The sequence below is a fragment of the Sungkyunkwania multivorans genome (assembly GCF_042675645.1).
In the GTDB taxonomy this organism is placed as follows: domain Bacteria; phylum Bacteroidota; class Bacteroidia; order Flavobacteriales; family Flavobacteriaceae; genus Sungkyunkwania; species Sungkyunkwania multivorans.
The window spans coordinates 723,115-739,813 of the sequence record NZ_JBHTJH010000004.1 but is presented as its reverse complement, the minus strand read 5'-3'; the positions used below and the strand labels follow the sequence as shown (position 1 = coordinate 739,813).

At 41.7% G+C, this 16,699-nt stretch carries 21 protein-coding genes; 20 read left to right on the top strand and 1 reads right to left on the bottom strand.

The window, feature by feature from the left end; genetic code table 11:
• Nucleotides 1-200 precede the first annotated feature (200 nt).
• The 20 genes from ACFQ1M_RS06180 to ACFQ1M_RS06085 all read left to right on the top strand — a co-directional run bounded on the left by ACFQ1M_RS06180 (nt 201) and on the right by ACFQ1M_RS06085 (nt 16,120).
• The gene (locus tag ACFQ1M_RS06180) at nt 201-365 is read left to right on the top strand and encodes a Lacal_2735 family protein (RefSeq protein WP_386405462.1); all 165 of its coding nucleotides are present in this window, start codon (nt 201-203) and stop codon (nt 363-365) included.
• Complete coding sequence (locus ACFQ1M_RS06175) at nt 365-508, top strand: DUF2256 domain-containing protein (protein ID WP_386405459.1); 144 nt, start codon at nt 365-367, stop codon at nt 506-508. The genes ACFQ1M_RS06180 and ACFQ1M_RS06175 overlap by 1 nt, the downstream gene beginning before the upstream one ends.
• Entirely contained in the window at nt 475-1,791 is a 1,317-nt protein-coding gene (locus tag ACFQ1M_RS06170) for a DASH family cryptochrome (protein WP_386405456.1), read from the top strand. Before ACFQ1M_RS06175 ends, ACFQ1M_RS06170 begins: the two co-directional genes overlap by 34 nt.
• On the top strand, nt 1,788-3,320 hold the full coding sequence (locus ACFQ1M_RS06165) for a cryptochrome/photolyase family protein (RefSeq protein ID WP_386405453.1): 1,533 nt from the start codon (nt 1,788-1,790) through the stop codon (nt 3,318-3,320). The genes ACFQ1M_RS06170 and ACFQ1M_RS06165 overlap by 4 nt, the downstream gene beginning before the upstream one ends.
• Complete coding sequence (locus ACFQ1M_RS06160; RefSeq protein ID WP_386405450.1) at nt 3,317-4,804, top strand: cryptochrome/deoxyribodipyrimidine photo-lyase family protein; 1,488 nt, start codon at nt 3,317-3,319, stop codon at nt 4,802-4,804. Before ACFQ1M_RS06165 ends, ACFQ1M_RS06160 begins: the two co-directional genes overlap by 4 nt.
• Nucleotides 4,805-5,092: a TIGR03643 family protein gene (locus ACFQ1M_RS06155; RefSeq protein WP_386405447.1), complete on the top strand. Its 288-nt coding sequence runs from the start codon at nt 4,805-4,807 to the stop codon at nt 5,090-5,092.
• Between the two features lie 9 nt (nt 5,093-5,101).
• Nucleotides 5,102-5,518 (top strand): DUF2452 domain-containing protein, encoded by a 417-nt coding sequence (locus ACFQ1M_RS06150; protein ID WP_386405444.1) that lies wholly within the window; start codon nt 5,102-5,104, stop codon nt 5,516-5,518.
• A gap of 68 nt (nt 5,519-5,586) precedes the next feature.
• A complete protein-coding gene (locus ACFQ1M_RS06145; protein ID WP_386405441.1) occupies nt 5,587-5,937 on the top strand; it encodes a hypothetical protein in 351 nt (116 codons plus the stop codon).
• 5 nt (nt 5,938-5,942) lie between these two features.
• Complete coding sequence (gene nudK, locus ACFQ1M_RS06140; protein WP_386405438.1) at nt 5,943-6,524, top strand: GDP-mannose pyrophosphatase NudK; 582 nt, start codon at nt 5,943-5,945, stop codon at nt 6,522-6,524.
• A gap of 59 nt (nt 6,525-6,583) precedes the next feature.
• Nucleotides 6,584-8,014, top strand: a complete 1,431-nt coding sequence (locus ACFQ1M_RS06135; RefSeq protein ID WP_386405435.1) for an amidohydrolase — start codon at nt 6,584-6,586, stop codon at nt 8,012-8,014.
• A 27-nt stretch (nt 8,015-8,041) separates the two neighbouring features.
• The gene (locus ACFQ1M_RS06130) at nt 8,042-8,860 is read left to right on the top strand and encodes an SGNH/GDSL hydrolase family protein (RefSeq protein ID WP_386405432.1); all 819 of its coding nucleotides are present in this window, start codon (nt 8,042-8,044) and stop codon (nt 8,858-8,860) included.
• A complete protein-coding gene (locus ACFQ1M_RS06125; RefSeq protein WP_386405429.1) occupies nt 8,844-9,311 on the top strand; it encodes a nuclear transport factor 2 family protein in 468 nt (155 codons plus the stop codon). Before ACFQ1M_RS06130 ends, ACFQ1M_RS06125 begins: the two co-directional genes overlap by 17 nt.
• A 54-nt stretch (nt 9,312-9,365) precedes the next feature.
• Nucleotides 9,366-9,971 (top strand): dioxygenase family protein, encoded by a 606-nt coding sequence (locus tag ACFQ1M_RS06120; protein ID WP_386405426.1) that lies wholly within the window; start codon nt 9,366-9,368, stop codon nt 9,969-9,971.
• The gene (locus ACFQ1M_RS06115; RefSeq protein ID WP_386405423.1) at nt 9,964-10,815 is read left to right on the top strand and encodes a DUF1853 family protein; all 852 of its coding nucleotides are present in this window, start codon (nt 9,964-9,966) and stop codon (nt 10,813-10,815) included. The genes ACFQ1M_RS06120 and ACFQ1M_RS06115 overlap by 8 nt, the downstream gene beginning before the upstream one ends.
• 110 nt (nt 10,816-10,925) lie before the next feature.
• The gene (locus ACFQ1M_RS06110) at nt 10,926-12,959 is read left to right on the top strand and encodes a hybrid sensor histidine kinase/response regulator (protein WP_386405420.1); all 2,034 of its coding nucleotides are present in this window, start codon (nt 10,926-10,928) and stop codon (nt 12,957-12,959) included.
• A 50-nt stretch (nt 12,960-13,009) separates the two neighbouring features.
• Nucleotides 13,010-14,179: a helix-turn-helix domain-containing protein gene (locus tag ACFQ1M_RS06105; protein WP_386405417.1), complete on the top strand. Its 1,170-nt coding sequence runs from the start codon at nt 13,010-13,012 to the stop codon at nt 14,177-14,179.
• 99 nt (nt 14,180-14,278) lie between these two features.
• On the top strand, nt 14,279-14,797 hold the full coding sequence (locus ACFQ1M_RS06100; RefSeq protein WP_386405414.1) for a DoxX family protein: 519 nt from the start codon (nt 14,279-14,281) through the stop codon (nt 14,795-14,797).
• 9 nt (nt 14,798-14,806) lie between these two features.
• Nucleotides 14,807-15,187, top strand: coding sequence for a hypothetical protein (locus ACFQ1M_RS06095; RefSeq protein WP_386405411.1), 381 nt, complete (start codon nt 14,807-14,809; stop codon nt 15,185-15,187).
• A 14-nt stretch (nt 15,188-15,201) separates the two neighbouring features.
• The gene (locus ACFQ1M_RS06090; protein WP_386405408.1) at nt 15,202-15,690 is read left to right on the top strand and encodes a hypothetical protein; all 489 of its coding nucleotides are present in this window, start codon (nt 15,202-15,204) and stop codon (nt 15,688-15,690) included.
• A gap of 43 nt (nt 15,691-15,733) precedes the next feature.
• Nucleotides 15,734-16,120: a DoxX family protein gene (locus ACFQ1M_RS06085; protein WP_386405405.1), complete on the top strand. Its 387-nt coding sequence runs from the start codon at nt 15,734-15,736 to the stop codon at nt 16,118-16,120.
• 63 nt (nt 16,121-16,183) lie between these two features.
• On the opposite strand, the gene ytxJ is transcribed toward ACFQ1M_RS06085, so the two are convergent.
• Nucleotides 16,184-16,603, bottom strand: a complete 420-nt coding sequence (ytxJ, locus tag ACFQ1M_RS06080; protein WP_386405402.1) for a bacillithiol system redox-active protein YtxJ — start codon at nt 16,601-16,603, stop codon at nt 16,184-16,186.
• Nucleotides 16,604-16,699 lie beyond the last annotated feature (96 nt).

Sequence of the window (16,699 nt, the reverse complement as noted above, 5' to 3'; positions counted from 1 at the left end):
TGCCTACCGCAGGCAGGGATGATGGATGATAGATCATGAAATTAAGAATGATGAGTCCAGCGTTGGTAAAAGAACAAAGACAACAAACTGCTGATAATAAACCACTGACAACCGATAACTGATAACTGATAACTGATAACCAGCAAATAAATAATCCAATAACTAACAGCGCTAAACGCTAAACTCTAAATTAATATAATATGTTCGGTCTATTTAAAAAGAAGTCAGAAAAAGAACAATTACAAGAAAAGTATCAAAAGCTCATGGCAGATGCGCATCGGCTTTCACAAACCAACCGCAAGCTTGGGGATGAGAAGTATTATGAAGCAGACCAGATAGCAAAAAAAATAGAAGCGCTCGGATAATGAAAAAGCAACATCTTCCAGAAAAAGTGTGTTCCGTTTGTCAGCGTCCCTTCAAATGGCGCAAGAAATGGACAGACGTATGGGAAGATGTCAAATATTGTAGTGAACGATGCAGACGAAACAAAACAAAGACAACAGCTTAGTTTGGTTCCGGAACGACTTACGGATTCGGGACAATGCTTCTTTGGCCAAAGCCATTGATGCTGGCGGACATGTGATAGCCGTTTATTTTTTTGATCCGCGTCAGTTTACAAGAAATTCTTTTGGTTTTAAAAAAACAGAGCGATATAGAGCAAAGTTTTTATTAGAGACGGTGACCGATCTCAAAGCGAGTCTCGCAGAATTAAATATCACCTTACTTACCTATATTAATCAACCGGAGAACATTATTTGTAGACTTGTCGAAGAATACCAGATCGAGCATGTTTATCTTCAGGGAGAATGGACCTCAGAAGAAGTAGAGGTTCTTCAAAATGTTACCGATAGCCTTTCTGACAAGGTAAAGATGGTCGAGTCGTACGACCAATTTTTATTTCACCCAGAAGATATTCCATTTCAAATTGAACAGATACCGCAGTCCTTTACCAATTTTAGAAAAAAATGTGAAAAATATAGTCAGGTTCGCCCCGAACCTAAAAGCGCTGAACGTCTCCCTAAAAGTAATCTATTAGAGGTCGATAATGAGCTCCCCTCCATTTCCGATCTTGGGTTTGAGCCCTTTCTAACGGATGATAGAACCGCATTTCCCTTTTCAGGAGGTGAACGAGCTGCACTAAAAAGACTCCATGATTATTTTTGGGGGACTAGGCGCTTATCGTACTATAAACAAACACGAAACGGGCTGGTAGGTGCGGATTATAGCTCTAAATTTTCTCCGTGGCTTGCCAATGGGAGCATTTCTCCAAGAACTATCTATTGGGAAATAAAAAAGTACGAAAAGACCGTTATAAAGAATCAAAGTACCTATTGGTTGGTCTTTGAGCTGATCTGGCGCGACTATTTCAAATTTGTTTCCTTCAAGCATGGTAACGATATTTTCAAATTAGAAGGCATTCTGCATCGAGAGCTCCATTGGGAAACCGACCAACAGCTGGTGGAGCAATGGATAAATGGTACTACTCCTGACGATTTTGTTAATGCCAATATGCTCGAGATCAAGCATACCGGATGGATGAGTAATCGAGGCCGTCAAAATGTTGCGAGTTATTTTGCTAAAAACCTTCTGTTGGATTGGCGCATCGGAGCCGCTTACTTCGAATCTATGCTGCTTGACTATGATGTACATAGCAACTATGGCAACTGGATGTATGTGGCTGGCGTAGGCAACGATCCACGAGACAGAAAATTCAACACTAAATTGCAAGCAGAGCGATACGACCCGCATGGCAAGTTTCAAAGGCTTTGGCTACAAAATGTATTATTTTGAAAACACTACGACTCATTTTAGGCGACCAACTCAACAGTAAACATTCATGGTTCAAAAAGAGCGATGAAGATGTGCTTTATGTAATGATGGAAATGCGACAAGAAACCGATTATGTCACACATCATATACAAAAAGTGGTAGCATTCTTCCTTGCGATGCGTGAATTCAGTTCTTGGCTAAAGGATGAGGGACATGAGGTGAAATACTATTACATCAATGATGATGACAATACGCAAAGCCTTGCTGAGAATCTCCAAAAACTGATCGCCGAGCATACTATCGAGAAATTTGAATATTTACTCCCAGACGAATATAGACTGGACGAGCAACTACGTGATTTTTGTGAGGAGCTTTCCATTGAGACGGAGGTAGTCGACACTGAACACTTTTTGACCACACGCGAGGATCTTCAAAAGTTTTATGAGGGGAAGAAACAGATGGTCATGGAATATTTTTATCGGGACATGCGAAAGAAATACGATCTGCTCATGGACAAAGACGAACCCGAGGGAGGCAAATGGAACTTTGACCATAGCAATCGCAATAAATGGAAGGGAGAACACAAGATACCTGCACACTACGAATCGAAGAAAGACGTATCCGAAATTGTCTCTGACATCGAAAAGGCGGGTATTAAGACCATCGGCAAGATCGATGCTGACCATTTTGAGTTCCCCACCAATAGAAAAGAGTGTCTTGAGCAACTTAAATATTTTTGTGAGGAATTATTGGTGCATTTTGGTGATTATCAAGACGCCATGCATACAGAACAGGTAAATTTGTTTCATTCGAGGCTCTCATTTGCCATGAATAGCAAACTTATTTCTCCCTTAGATGTAGTAAAAACGGTGATCTCTTATTATCGGAAGCACGAAGAGGATATCCATATTTCACAGGTCGAGGGCTTCGTTCGTCAGATCATCGGATGGAGAGAATACATGCGCGGTATATATTGGAAGGAAATGCCAGAATATGCCAAAAAGAATGAGCTTGAAAATCATCAACCACTCCCCGATTTCTACTGGAGCGGAAAGACCAAAATGAGCTGTCTGAAACACGCCATCAATAACAGTTTGGACAATGCCTATGCACATCATATACAAAGGCTGATGGTCACAGGAAATTTCGCATTATTGGCGGACGTTCATCCAGACGAAGTAGACCAATGGTATCTCGGAATCTATATCGACGCCATCGAATGGGTAGAGATGCCCAACACCAGAGGGATGAGCCAGTTTGCAGATGGCGGTATTGTTGCGACCAAGCCCTATGTTTCCAGCGGGAGCTACATCAATAAAATGAGTAATTACTGTTCGGACTGTCATTACAACGTAAAGAAGAAAACAGGCGACGATGCCTGTCCCTTCAACAGCCTCTACTGGAATTTTATAGACTCCAAGAGAGCACATTTCGAAAATAACAATCGGATGGCCATGATGCTTAGTATGTTGGACAAGAAACCTTCTGAAGAGTTAAGCGCATTAAAGGAGCGCGCAGCAGATATCATTCAAAATCCCGATAACTATTGATCGCTAGCGAGCAACATATCGCCTTGGTGTGGCTCAAACGCGATCTTCGCTTAGAGGATAATGAGGCTGTCTTCAATGCCCTAAATTCGGGCAAAAAGGTCTTGCTGGTCTATGTATTTGAACCTAGCTGGATACAAGACCCACATCACAGCGAGCGGCATATCGATTTTATCAAACAATCATTACAAGACCTTAATAATTCCCTAGAGGCCTACAACACTAAAATATTGGTCAGCGACGGCGAAGTTGTTTCCACTTTCAAAATACTGCAAGAACACTTCAGATTCACCATGCTATTCTCACATCAAGAAACTGGCATCAATGCTACTTTTGACAGGGATAAAGAAGTTGCGCGTTTCTGTAGAAATTATGGCGTTCAATGGACAGAGAATGTAAATAATGGTGTTTTTAGAGGTATTAAGGACCGAGAAACATGGCGAAACGATTGGACGGCCTACATGCAACAACCGCTGCTATCATTTGAAGCCGAGGCGAATCGCTTTGTCTCGAAAGACAACATTGAAAACTTGGAAAGTATCTTTTGGAAAGAGGTCACCCTAAAAACGACCCCGAGCGAACACTTCCAGCTAGGAGGTACAGCACAGGCAAAAAAATATCTGACCACATTTTTTGGAGATCGCTATAAAAACTACCAAAAGCACATGTCAAAACCAGCGTTGGCAGCGATCAGCTGTAGCCGTCTATCACCATATCTCGCATGGGGGAATCTTTCAACGCGACAAGTACTCCACGAAGCGATCAAAGAAAAGGAGGCAGGTAAAGATCTATTCCAACTTAATGCATTTACTTCCAGACTGCGCTGGCAAGCCCATTTCATTCAGAAATTTGAGATGGAATGCAGCATGGAATTCAAAAGCGTCAATCGGGGATTCCATCTATTGAAAAAGCCGATTAACGATACTTACATCAAAGCATGGCAAGAAGGCAGAACCGGCTTCCCACTGGTCGATGCATCCATGCGATGCGTGGTGCAAACAGGATATCTCAATTTTAGGATGCGAGCACTCGTCGTTTCCTTTTTCACTCACCTCCTATGGCAGCCTTGGCAGGAATGCGCACATTTTTTGGCACAAATGTGGTTGGACTTCGATCCGGGAATACATTATCCACAATTACAAATGCAGGCCGGCGAAACTGGTACCAATACCTTAAGAATATATAATCCGGTGAAGAATAGCTACGAGCATGACCCCGAGGGAACCTTTATAAGGAAATGGCTGCCTGAATTGGCCAATATACCAACAGAATTCATTCACGAGCCATGGAAGATCACTCCGCTAGAACAACAGTTCTATGGTTTCAAGCTAGGAATCGACTATCCCAAACCGATCATAGAACTCGATAAAACGCGAAAATATGCTAGTTATATACTTTGGAACATGAAGAAGAATAGCCTGGTAAAAAAAGAAAGTAAACGTATCTTGGCAGTGCATACCATGCCAGATAGAAATAATTTTGATTGAATGCGTAAGAAATTGGATATAGAATTAAATGAGAGAGCGATCGATAGGGTCATCGAGATGGCATGGGAAGACCGCACGCCCTTCGATGCGATCCTATTACAATTTGGATTGAAAGAACAGCAGGTGATCGATCTGATGCGAAGAGAGATGAAGCCCAGCAGCTTTAGGATGTGGCGTGCGCGCGTGCAAGGTCGAAAAACAAAACATCGCGCCAAAATGGGCGATATAAAACGCTTTAAATGTTCACGCCAACGTCATATTTCTGGAAATAAGATCTCTAAACGCTAAATTTGCCCTATGACTGATAAAAAAACTAAGAAACCTGATAATGTAGTTTTTAACGAAGAAACAGAACGGTACGAGGCTAACATTCTTCCCTATGCAAGTAATGTTGGTGCCCCCGCCATTCAAATCGAGGACATCTCTTCTTGGAAGAACTATCATGTCACCAAGGCCAACCATCTTTTTGAATCAAGATATTCAGAATTGAAAAAGGCCTACGAAGAATTGATGGGCGAGTTCGAGTATAACAATCTCATCTTCAATGCACATTTTAACTTTGAACCCGTTTTGGGAGAAACATATCATCTCTATCAGGGGAAAGAGCATGTCTTCTTGTCGATGATCGCTCCAGCAGAATGCAACTTTGATCATCTCGGATCTTTTAAGCTCAATGCCAATAACGTCTGGGAAAAAGTCATCAATGGAGATTAATTGAAAACGCATCCTTTCATTTTTTATCTTTATCAAATACATTTTAGACCAACCAAAAACGATCGACCATGGACGATAGCATTATTTCTGCTCTATCAGCACTCTTAGGTGCAATAATCGGTGGACTCCTCTCCTATTTTCTACAACGGCAACGCTTTAAACAAGAATTGTCACTTATGAGGCAAGAAAACAAAACCGAATTCATGGCAGAGGATACAGCCAAGCATTTCTTAAGTCATAAAAGTTTTACCGATCGCTCGTTTGAAACCCTAAAAAACCATCTGGGGGGTTTCGAAGACGATGAACTGCGAAAGATCTTAGTGCGAGCTGGCGCCATTCGCGTGTTTCGCGATGATGGCTCGGAATGGTGGCGATTATTGAGTCGTATGGACGAATTTATTGAAAGGGTCTCTAAATAAATTCTATGGATCTCAACATTAAAAATATCAAGAAAGAAGTGCTATCGGATAATTGGTACGTACTTAACAAGTATACCTTTGATTATAAAAAGGATGATGGTACCTGGGAAACTCAGCAGCGCGAGGCATACGACCGAGGAAATGGTGCAACCATATTACTCTACAATAAGAAAAAAGGGACAGTCATCCTCACCAAACAATTTCGAATGCCCACCTATGTCAATGGCAACGCCGATGGCATGATGATCGAAGCCTGTGCTGGCCTGCTGGACGAGGACGATCCGGTGACATGTATCAAGCGAGAGACCGAAGAAGAAACAGGCTTTAGGATCGAAGAAGTAAAAAAGGTCTTTGAATCATATATGTCGCCAGGATCGGTGACAGAGATCCTACATTTCTTTATAGGAGCTTATACCGATGAAATGAAAGTAAGTGATGGTGGTGGTGTGGCGCACGAACATGAGAATATCGCCGTGTTGGAATTGCCTTTCAGCAAGGCTGTTGAAATGATGAATACGGGTGAGATAAAAGATGCCAAAACCATCATGCTCTTGCAATATGCAAGTATCCACGAACTCCTTAATTGATCGTCTTTTCGTATCTTCAAGAAAAATTAATTATCGAACTCATTAACCAAACCATCAGCATGAAACATATTATAGTTTTAGCGTTCCTCGTATGTACTACAGGAGCGCTGAATGCACAAAAACTCTCAAAAAACAAAAAGGCGATCATCGCTTCGGTAGAGAAGCACAAAACCGAGCTTATAAAGATCAGCGACGAGATCTGGGGTTTGGCCGAGGAAGCCTTTCAGGAATCAAGATCTTCAGAGATCCTTGCCAACTATGCCGAGAAAAATGGCTTTCAAGTAGAACGCGGTGTTGCAGGGATGCCAACAGCCTTCGTAGCATCTTATGGTTCGGGTAAACCTGTGATCAGTGTCTTAGGTGAATTTGATGCGCTTCCTGGGATCTCTCAAAAGGCGCAACCTACAAAAGAGGCGTTGAACGACGGGGCAAACGGCCATGGATGTGGCCATAACCTTTTTGGAGCTGGGAGTTTGGGTGCGGCCATCGCCATCAAAGAATTAATAGCAGCTGGCAAAATAAAGGGTACGGTAAAATTCTTTGGTACTCCGGCCGAAGAGAAGTTCTTTGGGAAGATCTGGATGGTCGCCGACGGCCTTTGGGATGACGTGGATGTAAATATCAGTTGGCATCCATCTGCGACAACAAAAGCAGATGTGCAAAGTTCCTTGGCGTTGATCGATTTTAAGGTAGAATTCTTTGGCCAGGCAGCGCACGCTTCTGCCGATCCGTGGAACGGCCGCAGTGCTTCGGACGCATTAGAGCTCTATACCACTGGTATCAATTATTATCGAGAACATGTGAAACCCACGGTGCGTATTCATTATCATATTCAAGATGGTGGACAAGTAGTGAATGTGGTCCCAGATTACTCCAGACTATGGGTCCGTGTGCGTGACACCAAACGAGAAGGAATGACACCAGTGTATGAACGCGTCAAGGCGATGGCTGAAGGTGCCGCGATCATGGCGAATGTGGATTATAAGATTTCTTTGATATCAGGAATTTACGAGGTGCTGGTCAACCGAACAGGCGGTGAAATAATGCAGCAAAACCTTGAGTTGTTGGGTCCCATCGAATATACTGCAGAAGAAACGGCATTCGGCCAAAAGATACAAGAAGTGACGGGGAAACCGCAAGTAGGTATGGACAGCAGTATCACCCCGCTCGAAGCGACCAAAGAGCATCCAGGAGGCGGCTCTACCGACGTGGGAGATGTTAGTTGGAATGTTGCCAATATCAACCTTGGAGTGACCACTGCTCCGAAAGACACGCCTTGGCATTCATGGGCTGTGGTGGCCTGTGGAGGTATGTCCATTGGTCACAAGGGAATGATCTATGCTAGCAAGGCAATGGCCATGACCATGGTCGATCTTTTTGAGGGTCCAAAATTGGTGCAGAAAGTAAAGAAGGAATATAAGGAACGAAAGGGAGACACCAAATACGAACCCATGATACCAGAAGGTCCGCCGCCAATTGGAAGTAATTAATGTGGCCAAATCTAAGTCTTTTATCAAATGAATTTCAAGTATCTCTTTGGTACGCTATTCTCAATTCCCTTATTACCCATCATGTACTTTCAAGGGAAGCGCATCAAAGCGCGTATCCCTAAATTACCCGAAGCCCAAGGTGTCGAAGGCGTTGTGCTCAAGAATACTCAAGAATCATTACAACTTTTGACCATTGGCGAAAGTACGATAGCTGGTGTTGGTGTAAAGACACACGATGAAGGCTTTACTGGCACCTTGGCAAAGGTGTTGTCAGAAAAACTAGCGACGACCGTCAAGTGGAAGGTGTATGCAAGAAGTGGACACAATACAAAAAAAGTTACAGAAACGATCATTCCTCAGATAAAAGAGAAAAGAGTTGATCTCATCGTGATCGGCCTCGGTGGTAACGATGCCTTTGAATTAAATACCCCAATGAGATGGAAACGACACATTGGAGAATTGATAGCGGCGATCAAAGTTAAATTTACCGACACCCCTATCTTTTTTACAAATATGCCGCCCATCAAAGCGTTTCCCGCATTTACTCCAATCATCAAGTTTACCTTGGGCAACCTAGTGGAGATACTCGGAAAAGAATTGGCTGAGTTGGTATCTGATTATGATGGGGTCTTCTATTATACCAATAAGATCACCTTGGAAGATTGGATCGACCGACTCGATATCAAAGCTGAACCCGCGGCATTCTTTAGCGATGGTGTTCATCCGTCAAAGTTGACCTATCAGACTTGGGGCGGAGATATGGCCAACTTCATCTTGGCAAATAAGGAATCGATGACCAGATCCGAAAAAGACCTAATCCAAGAATTACATGAAACAAACAATTGAACAATTCTACGACGCTTTTACGCAATTGGATGCAGAAAAGATGGTTGCTAATTACCATCCCGATATACGATTTGAAGACCCTGCCTTTGGAGAATTGAATGGGGAGCATGCCAAAAACATGTGGCGAATGCTCTGCGAGAGTCAGCAAGGTAAAGACTTTAAGGTCCGAGTCTCGCGTATTGAAGCCGATCAGAACGCTGGCAAGGCCACTTGGGAAGCGTTCTATACTTTTAGCAAGACGGGTCGGAAGGTGCATAATATTATCCATGCCGAGTTCAAATTCAAAGATGGAAAGATCATAGAACATATAGACAGCTTCGATCTTTACCGATGGGCCAGACAAGCGATGGGGCCCACCGGCCTTTTAATAGGCTGGACCCCATTCTTCAAAAAAAAGCTTCAGGCACAAGTCAATCACTTACTGTTAAAGTTTGAACAAAATACGAGGTGATTCGTACGCTAACATATACCTTTAGTAATAATGAAATATGTCTGGAACATACTTATGGCCATCTGCTTGTGTTGCTCATGTCAATCTCAAACTAAGGACTTTGAACAAAAGATCAATGTCGGTGGCCCGTGTGAAGGCTGCAAGGCACTTTTTGAATATGGTGACCAGACGTTGAAATCCATCGATACCTTACCTGATTTTGCTGTCAATGATTCTAAATTGAAGATTGTTGGTAGGGTGTATCAAAAAGATGGGAGAACGCCCGCAAAAGACGTGATCATTTATATCTACCAAACCGATAATAAAGGAATATATCCCAAGAAAGGTGATGAACAAGGTTGGGCCAAACGCCATGGGTATATCCGCGGTTGGGTAAAGACCGGTGCCGACGGTAAATACACTTTTTATACCTTTCGACCAGCTTCTTATCCCAATACCCGCATTCCACAGCACATTCATGCCACGATAAAAGAACCCGACAAGAATGCCTACTATATCGCAGATTACCGGTTTGATGATGACCCTTATCTGAGTACTGAAAACAACAATATTGCAAATCCCAGAGGAGGGTCGGGTATCATGACTCCGAGGACCGAGAATGGTATTCAAATTGTGGAGAGAGATATTATCTTGGGAAAGAATATCCCAAACTATGAATGATATTCTGCGCCAATATCAAGGTTTTCTCGCTACCCCTTCCCTATTTGATGACGATTGGGTCGTAGGGGTGCCACCTTTTGAAACAAAGGCCTCATTTCATCTCAATAAGACTATTGAAATTCCCGAAAGACTCCGTCTTGGACAACGCGTTGAGTATTTCTTTTCAGAATATATCGATCGATCCGAGCGATACTCGCTTTTGGCAAAGAATATTCAAATTAAGCGTAAGAAAGCGACCATCGGTGAGTTGGATTTTTTGATCAAGGATCTAGAGCGAAGGGTCAACCTTCATATAGAACTGATCTGCAAGTTCTATCTCTTCGATCCAACGTTTTCCAATGAAGAACTGAAATGTTGGATAGGTCCTAATCGGAAGGACCTGCTCATTGAAAAGGTGGACAAACTCAAAAAGAAGCAATTACCCCTGCTCTATGCTCCAGAAACCCAGCAACATTTACAAGGGCTGGATCTTGTTACCTTTAGAGAGAAGAAGGCATCGAAGGCGATTCAACTAGAGAATTTTGAGCAAAGTATTTGTTTTAAAGCGCAATTATTTGTTCCAAAAGAGGATCTACATCGTTCATTCGAAGAGATCAATAAAGAATGTATTGCGGGTTTCTATTTGAACCAAAAGCACTTAAATGCTCCATTTTATAAAAAATGCAGGTTCTATCTCCCCAAGAAATATGACTGGGTAAGCGCCCCCTCTTTAGCCTATCCTTTTCAAACTTTAGAAGAGGTATTGCCAAAGATCGATCACTACATCCAAAATAGGTACGCTCCGCTTTGCTGGAGCCAATTGCCCGACGGAACTCTGGAGCGTTTCTTCATAGTTTGGTGGTAAATTCGCTCTTTTTGGTGTATCTTACGGTTTCATATCCCCACATTTTTAATTATTGCTCTTATTGTTGTACCAAGACTAGCTAACATACCATGAACCTCCTTGCTAAAAAGATGTCATTTCTTTTTGGTGTCTTTCTTTTTTTGTCGTGCGAACAAAAACCAGAAATTCTCTCACCAGAAGAACGACTATGGCTCGATGAACATCCAGAATTGATCGCGGCCATCAATCCCACCTATCCACCTTATCAGTTTATCAATGAACAGGACCAGCTGGATGGTATCTTTATTGGATTTGTAAATATCATCGAAGAAAGGCTCGATTACAAATTTAGAAAGGTACTCTATAACAATTGGCAAGAAATACTCGATGAGGCGAAGGCAGAGAAGATCGATATGATCATAGAAATAGAGAAAACGGCATCTAGAAAAGAATACTTGAATTTCACTGAGCCTTTGGTATCGCAACCTCATGTCCTAGTCACTAAGAAAGATAATGAAAACACTGACCTATCTTCTTTTTTTGGAAAGAAAGTAGCAGTCATACAAGGCTACGCGATCGCTGAGCACTTAAAAAAAACATACCCTCAACTTCTGTTATTTCCAGTGATCAACGATGAGCACGGATTTGAACTGGTAGCTTCAGGCACGGTCGAGGCCTATGTCTCGACCAAAGCTATCTCTAATTACTTTATCAACAGAAAGGGATATGACCAATTAAAGAACACTATAGAGATCGACCATTTGAACAAGCTTGGCGTGGCCTCTAGAAAGGACCTCACTGTCTTAAGCAGCATTCTCAACAAGGCTGTGAATAGCATTAGTGATGAAGAAAAAAAAGAGATCTTTGACAATTGGTCCTATACCATTGTAAAACCAACTTATAAGAAAGCTGGTTTTTGGACAGCTGTGGCAGCCGTTATTCTGGGTTTGCTCCTCTTAGCCTCCTTATTTAACCGTTATTTGAGGTATTGTATCAAGAATAAGACGAACGAATTAGAGGTAGCGAAGAAAAAGGCTGAGGATGGAAACCGACTTAAGACCGCTTTCATTCAAAATATTTCCCATGAAATTCGAACCCCTTTAAATGGAATCACAGGCTTTGCCGACCTCATCGCTCAAGACGATATAAGCAAGAGTGAAAAAGAACATTATGCCGAGATCATTAAGAATAGTAGCAAGCAACTCATGCGGATCATAGATGACATTTTGGAGATTTCTAGATTGGACACAAATCAAGTGAGCATTCAGCCCGAAGTGACCAACATAAACTATTTGATGCAAGAGCTGGTTGCCATCTATGAACTTCAAGTATTAGACAGCGAGGTAGAACTAAAACTTGTCGATATGGATATGGCACCAATAGTTGTCGACAAGAGCAAAGTCCGGAAGATCATTAGTATTTTATTAGATAATGCCATAAAGAATACGGACGAAGGTGAGATCGTCGTCACCTACCGTTTGTCCAAAGAGTATCGACTGGTGATTGAGGTAAGTGATACAGGTAAGGGCATCTCTGAAGAAGAGCAGCGCCTCATCTTTCAAAAATTCAAAAAGCGTAAGGATGAAAAATTCCAATCCCAAAGTGGCTTGGGGTTAGGGCTTACCATTGCTAAAGAAAATGCGGAGCTCCTTGGGGGAAGTATCTCGGTGGAATCCAAAAAAGGATACGGTGCCACTTTCACGGTCACCATTCCTTTTGAGGAAACTTCCGCTGATATCGAAAATGATCTAGAGCTTCATCAAAATGGAACAACCGCTTTGGATAGCCATAAGGAGCGTCATATTTTAATTGCCGAGGATGGAGAGGTCAACTTTCTCTTTTTAAGCACTACCCTAAAAAGGATTCCTGAGCTTTCAACAAAAATATACCGTGCGAAGAATGGAGAGGAAGCAATCGATATCTTTCAAAAGAATGCAGATATTGACCTAGTACTCATGGATATTATGATGCCTATTATGAACGGCTATGAGGCCACTAAAAGAATTAAGCATCTGAAACCCGAGATTCCTGTGATCATGCAAACTGCCTATTCCAATTTTGAAGACAGAGAAAAGGCGATCAAGGCCGGCTGTGACGATTTTATCTCCAAACCCATAGATAAGGATACTTTAAAAAAAACCATGCTACAGCATCTTCGCTATTAATTGCGTAAGATTTTTTTGATATCTTTAAAATCGAAAATCGACTAAACTACATGTTTCTCGCTTTCCCGGATTTTAATATATACAGTACTCCCTTGTTGATACTGGTGATACAAGGGCTCATCTTTGCATTTTTGTTATTTAGAAGATATCTGAAGGAGCGATATATCGCAGATCTATTTATTGTCCTGCTCTTGGTCATCACGGCCTATCATAGAACGACCTATACCGTTGGTTTTATGGGTTGGTATGATACTTTCAGGAATACGAAGATCAATTATTATTTGGTGAATTTTGGTATCACCATCGGACCGTTGATCTACTTTTACACAAGAAGTCTGGTGCAACCAAACTTTAAATTCAAAAGAGTTCATCTTTGGCATTTCTTTCCTACCCTTTTGCTGGTCATCTTCGATGCGGTCATCCTTATTCATGATATGCAACAACCTGGATTTGACGATGTTCAAAATGGCGAATGGTATCTGAAATATAACATGCAATTGTTCCCTATGCTATTCGAGGCCATTCAATATACCTCCTATTTGCTCTATTTTGCCTTTACCATTCAATTGTTCTATAATTATAAGAAGAAGATCGAGCAGTTCTTTTCCAACACTTACAAAGTAGAGCTCAATTGGATACGTAATTTTCTAGCCGTTTATATTTTTCTGATCGCTTATGGCTATGGGCAACAAATAGTAGAGATCTTCACCGATCTTGATTATAAAGATCGGTGGTGGGTTAATCTTTTCTCGGCGATCGCCGTAGTTTATTTGGGGATAAAAGCTTATTTCACCGACCTATCAAAACTCTACGGTCTAACCTTTAACTTTAGTCCCGATACGGTGGTAGAAAATACCCCAGAACAAGATTTTACACGAGAAAAAAAGAAGATAGCCAACTTCTTCAATGAAGAGAAACCTTATTTAAATCCCGATATCACCTTGCCTGAATTAGCGAAAGCATTAAAAATGGGCACCAATGAACTATCACAGGTGATCAATGCCGGCTTTAAAATGAATTTCAACGATTTCATTAACAAGTACCGTATTGCCGAAGTAAAAGAAAGCATGTTAGACCCCAAGAATGGTCACCTCTCGCTGCTGGCCATCGCCTATGACTCGGGCTTTAATAGCAAAGCCACCTTTAATCGTGTCTTCAAGAAATTCACCAACACCTCACCTTCACAATACTTGACGGATCAGAAACTTAAGACGTCTTAAATCATCATTTGAGACGTCTCAAGACGATTTGAAACCTTTAGATCAAGCAAGATTCAGAATTTTGGTTCAACAAACAAGTCGAATAAAAATTATTGAATCATGAAAAAATTATTGAAATCAATTATCAAACCCGTTACCCAATCCAAGTGGTACGCCGACCTCTTATTTGCCATCCCAAGATTTGTGTGTGGTATGCTATTGACAACAAGCTTTGGAGCCGATAAATTTGGGATGCCCTGGACAGCCGACCATCGCAATCTTGACCTCTTTGAAGTCGCCTATTGGTTTCCACAGGACGTTGCCACCTATGGAGGCATCTTCGCTATGTTCCCTGTATTCTTTGCTTGGATGGGTGCTTTTAGCGAAGCTGTTGGGGGATTGTTTTTGGCCTTTGGGCTCAAGACAAGGATCGCATCCTTTCTGATCATGTGTACCATGCTTGTCGCCATCTTTATGCAAAAGATGGGAGGTGGTGTTTGGGGAATGCTTCCGGCCATGGGCTTTCTCTGGGTTGCTATCTACAACCTTGTTCTAGGATCGGGACGTTTCGGTATCGATTATCTGATCTCTAAAAAGATGGAAGCTTCAAAGCTCGAAATTCCAATTGCTCAACTTTAAAAAAGAACTATGAAAACGATAAACATCATCACAATACTATTACTGATCTCATTCACTAGCTGCGTACAAGATATACATCAAAAGACGGTGACCTTCCGTGTGGATATGAATGCTGTTGAAAATGTGAAGAATGTCGGAGTTCGAGGGAACTTCACCAACCCAACGTGGGGCAGGACCATTCCGTTAGAGGACCCGGATGGCGACGGTATCTACGAGGGCACGTTTTCCAAGAAAGCGGCTGCCGACAACATCAGTTTCAAATTTGTAAACCAAAATGATCAGTTCGAATTAAATGGTCAAGATAACCGAAGCATTCAATTTGAATACAAGCCCGAAACGATCACTTACGAGGCCGTCTTTGATAAGGCAGAGGGAAAAATCATTAAGTAAAAAAACAAATTATTATGAAAACCATATTAACAATTATTACATTGACGATCTTAGGAGCTATTAACGCTCAAGAAAAATTAGACATCAACGACTTTAAGGATGTCCTTGGAGTTGAATGGAAAGGGAAATTGACGTATAAGAACTATTCCGATGGAAGAATGGTAAATATCGACTGTACGTTGCGATTGGAAAAGGACACTGATGCCAGTGTAAAGTACATTCAAAAATACCCTTATGAACCTAAGGCGAATTCTAGTGGAAAATGGAAATTACAAAAAGACGGAACCTTCTTTAACAAGGGTGTAGTGATCAGTAAGAAATATGCCGAAGACGGAAGTTTGGAATTTACAACAAGATCCACAGGTAAAGACAATGGCAAACCTAGCACATTCTACATGACCTATAGGATCGGCAAAGACTCGTTGAGCTATAAAAAGGAAGTTAAATATGACGGTACCGAAGATCGCTTTGTTAGAAATAAATATGAGTATGCTAGAAATTAGAAATCTTTTGTTAGTTTTAGGATAACTAACTAACGTATGATATATGAAATCTAGACATTCAGATTTAGGCCTACTTATCCTAAGAGTAGGCTTTTCGGCTTTGATGCTCACCCATGGCTACGGGAAATTTATGATGCTCATCCAAGGAAATGGCGATCAATTTGGGCAGGTTCTTGGTTTGCCGGCGATCGTGGCTTGTATTCTGGCAGTTATCGGAGAATTTATCGCACCGATCTTGATCATCCTTGGTGTTAAAACACGCCTATCCACCATTCCCGTGATCATCGTGATGGCAGTCGCTGCTTTTGTAGTTCATGCTGCTGATCCTATTGCCACCAAAGAAAAAGCCTTGCTCTATCTTATCGCCTTCGTTGTCATTGGCCTAAGTGGTCCAGGGAAGTATTCTATAGATGGGAGAAAAGGATATTAACACGCTTCCTTACAAAATAAATAAGCCTTCCAAAGATGAAATTTTACACCTTGGAAGGTTTTTTTATACAAATGGAAGAATGTCCGAAGCCTGAATGGCGCTATGACTAGCATGATGCACGGTCTCACCATTCTTAATGATGAGCATTTGTGGACTTTCATGCCATGTTTGAAATTTAGCCGCTACCTCATTAGAGACTTCACGATAGCTTAGCAGGTCCAAATAATAGAGGTCTATTGCATCTTCCTCAATATCAAAAGAACCCTCAAACTGATTCATCACCATACTGCTAATACCGCAGCGTGTGCTATGCTTGAATATGACCTGCGGGCGCTGATGAGAAGCGTCGGCCAATTCGTTCAACTGATCGATCTCTGTAAGTCTTCGCCAAGGCAGTGCTTTTTTCTCAACTTTTTCTTTTCCTTCGGAATCGCTTCCGAAAAGCTTATCAAATATTCCCATTAAAATTCTAAATATGTTCAAATATAGGAAGTCTGTCGTTAAAAGATGTTGTTCATTGCACTAGTTAAAATTTTTGAAAGACTTTGTCAGTTCGAGTGATTCGAACCCGAAACTTTG

Bases quoted from the DNA above. Each gene is read 5' to 3' on its own strand.
- ACFQ1M_RS06180 (WP_386405462.1), top strand. From the start codon at position 201: ATGTTCGGTCTATTTAAAAAGAAGTCAGAAAAAGAACAATTACAAGAA.
- ACFQ1M_RS06175 (WP_386405459.1), top strand. From the start codon at position 365: ATGAAAAAGCAACATCTTCCAGAAAAAGTGTGTTCCGTTTGTCAGCGT.
- ACFQ1M_RS06170 (WP_386405456.1), top strand. From the start codon at position 475: ATGCAGACGAAACAAAACAAAGACAACAGCTTAGTTTGGTTCCGGAAC.
- ACFQ1M_RS06155 (WP_386405447.1), top strand. From the start codon at position 4,805: ATGCGTAAGAAATTGGATATAGAATTAAATGAGAGAGCGATCGATAGG.
- ACFQ1M_RS06150 (WP_386405444.1), top strand. From the start codon at position 5,102: ATGACTGATAAAAAAACTAAGAAACCTGATAATGTAGTTTTTAACGAA.
- ACFQ1M_RS06145 (WP_386405441.1), top strand. From the start codon at position 5,587: ATGGACGATAGCATTATTTCTGCTCTATCAGCACTCTTAGGTGCAATA.
- nudK (WP_386405438.1), top strand. From the start codon at position 5,943: ATGGATCTCAACATTAAAAATATCAAGAAAGAAGTGCTATCGGATAAT.
- ACFQ1M_RS06135 (WP_386405435.1), top strand. From the start codon at position 6,584: ATGAAACATATTATAGTTTTAGCGTTCCTCGTATGTACTACAGGAGCG.
- ACFQ1M_RS06130 (WP_386405432.1), top strand. From the start codon at position 8,042: ATGAATTTCAAGTATCTCTTTGGTACGCTATTCTCAATTCCCTTATTA.
- ACFQ1M_RS06125 (WP_386405429.1), top strand. From the start codon at position 8,844: ATGAAACAAACAATTGAACAATTCTACGACGCTTTTACGCAATTGGAT.
- ACFQ1M_RS06120 (WP_386405426.1), top strand. From the start codon at position 9,366: ATGGCCATCTGCTTGTGTTGCTCATGTCAATCTCAAACTAAGGACTTT.
- ACFQ1M_RS06115 (WP_386405423.1), top strand. From the start codon at position 9,964: ATGAATGATATTCTGCGCCAATATCAAGGTTTTCTCGCTACCCCTTCC.
- ACFQ1M_RS06110 (WP_386405420.1), top strand. From the start codon at position 10,926: ATGTCATTTCTTTTTGGTGTCTTTCTTTTTTTGTCGTGCGAACAAAAA.
- ACFQ1M_RS06105 (WP_386405417.1), top strand. From the start codon at position 13,010: ATGTTTCTCGCTTTCCCGGATTTTAATATATACAGTACTCCCTTGTTG.
- ACFQ1M_RS06100 (WP_386405414.1), top strand. From the start codon at position 14,279: ATGAAAAAATTATTGAAATCAATTATCAAACCCGTTACCCAATCCAAG.
- ACFQ1M_RS06095 (WP_386405411.1), top strand. From the start codon at position 14,807: ATGAAAACGATAAACATCATCACAATACTATTACTGATCTCATTCACT.
- ACFQ1M_RS06090 (WP_386405408.1), top strand. From the start codon at position 15,202: ATGAAAACCATATTAACAATTATTACATTGACGATCTTAGGAGCTATT.
- ACFQ1M_RS06085 (WP_386405405.1), top strand. From the start codon at position 15,734: ATGAAATCTAGACATTCAGATTTAGGCCTACTTATCCTAAGAGTAGGC.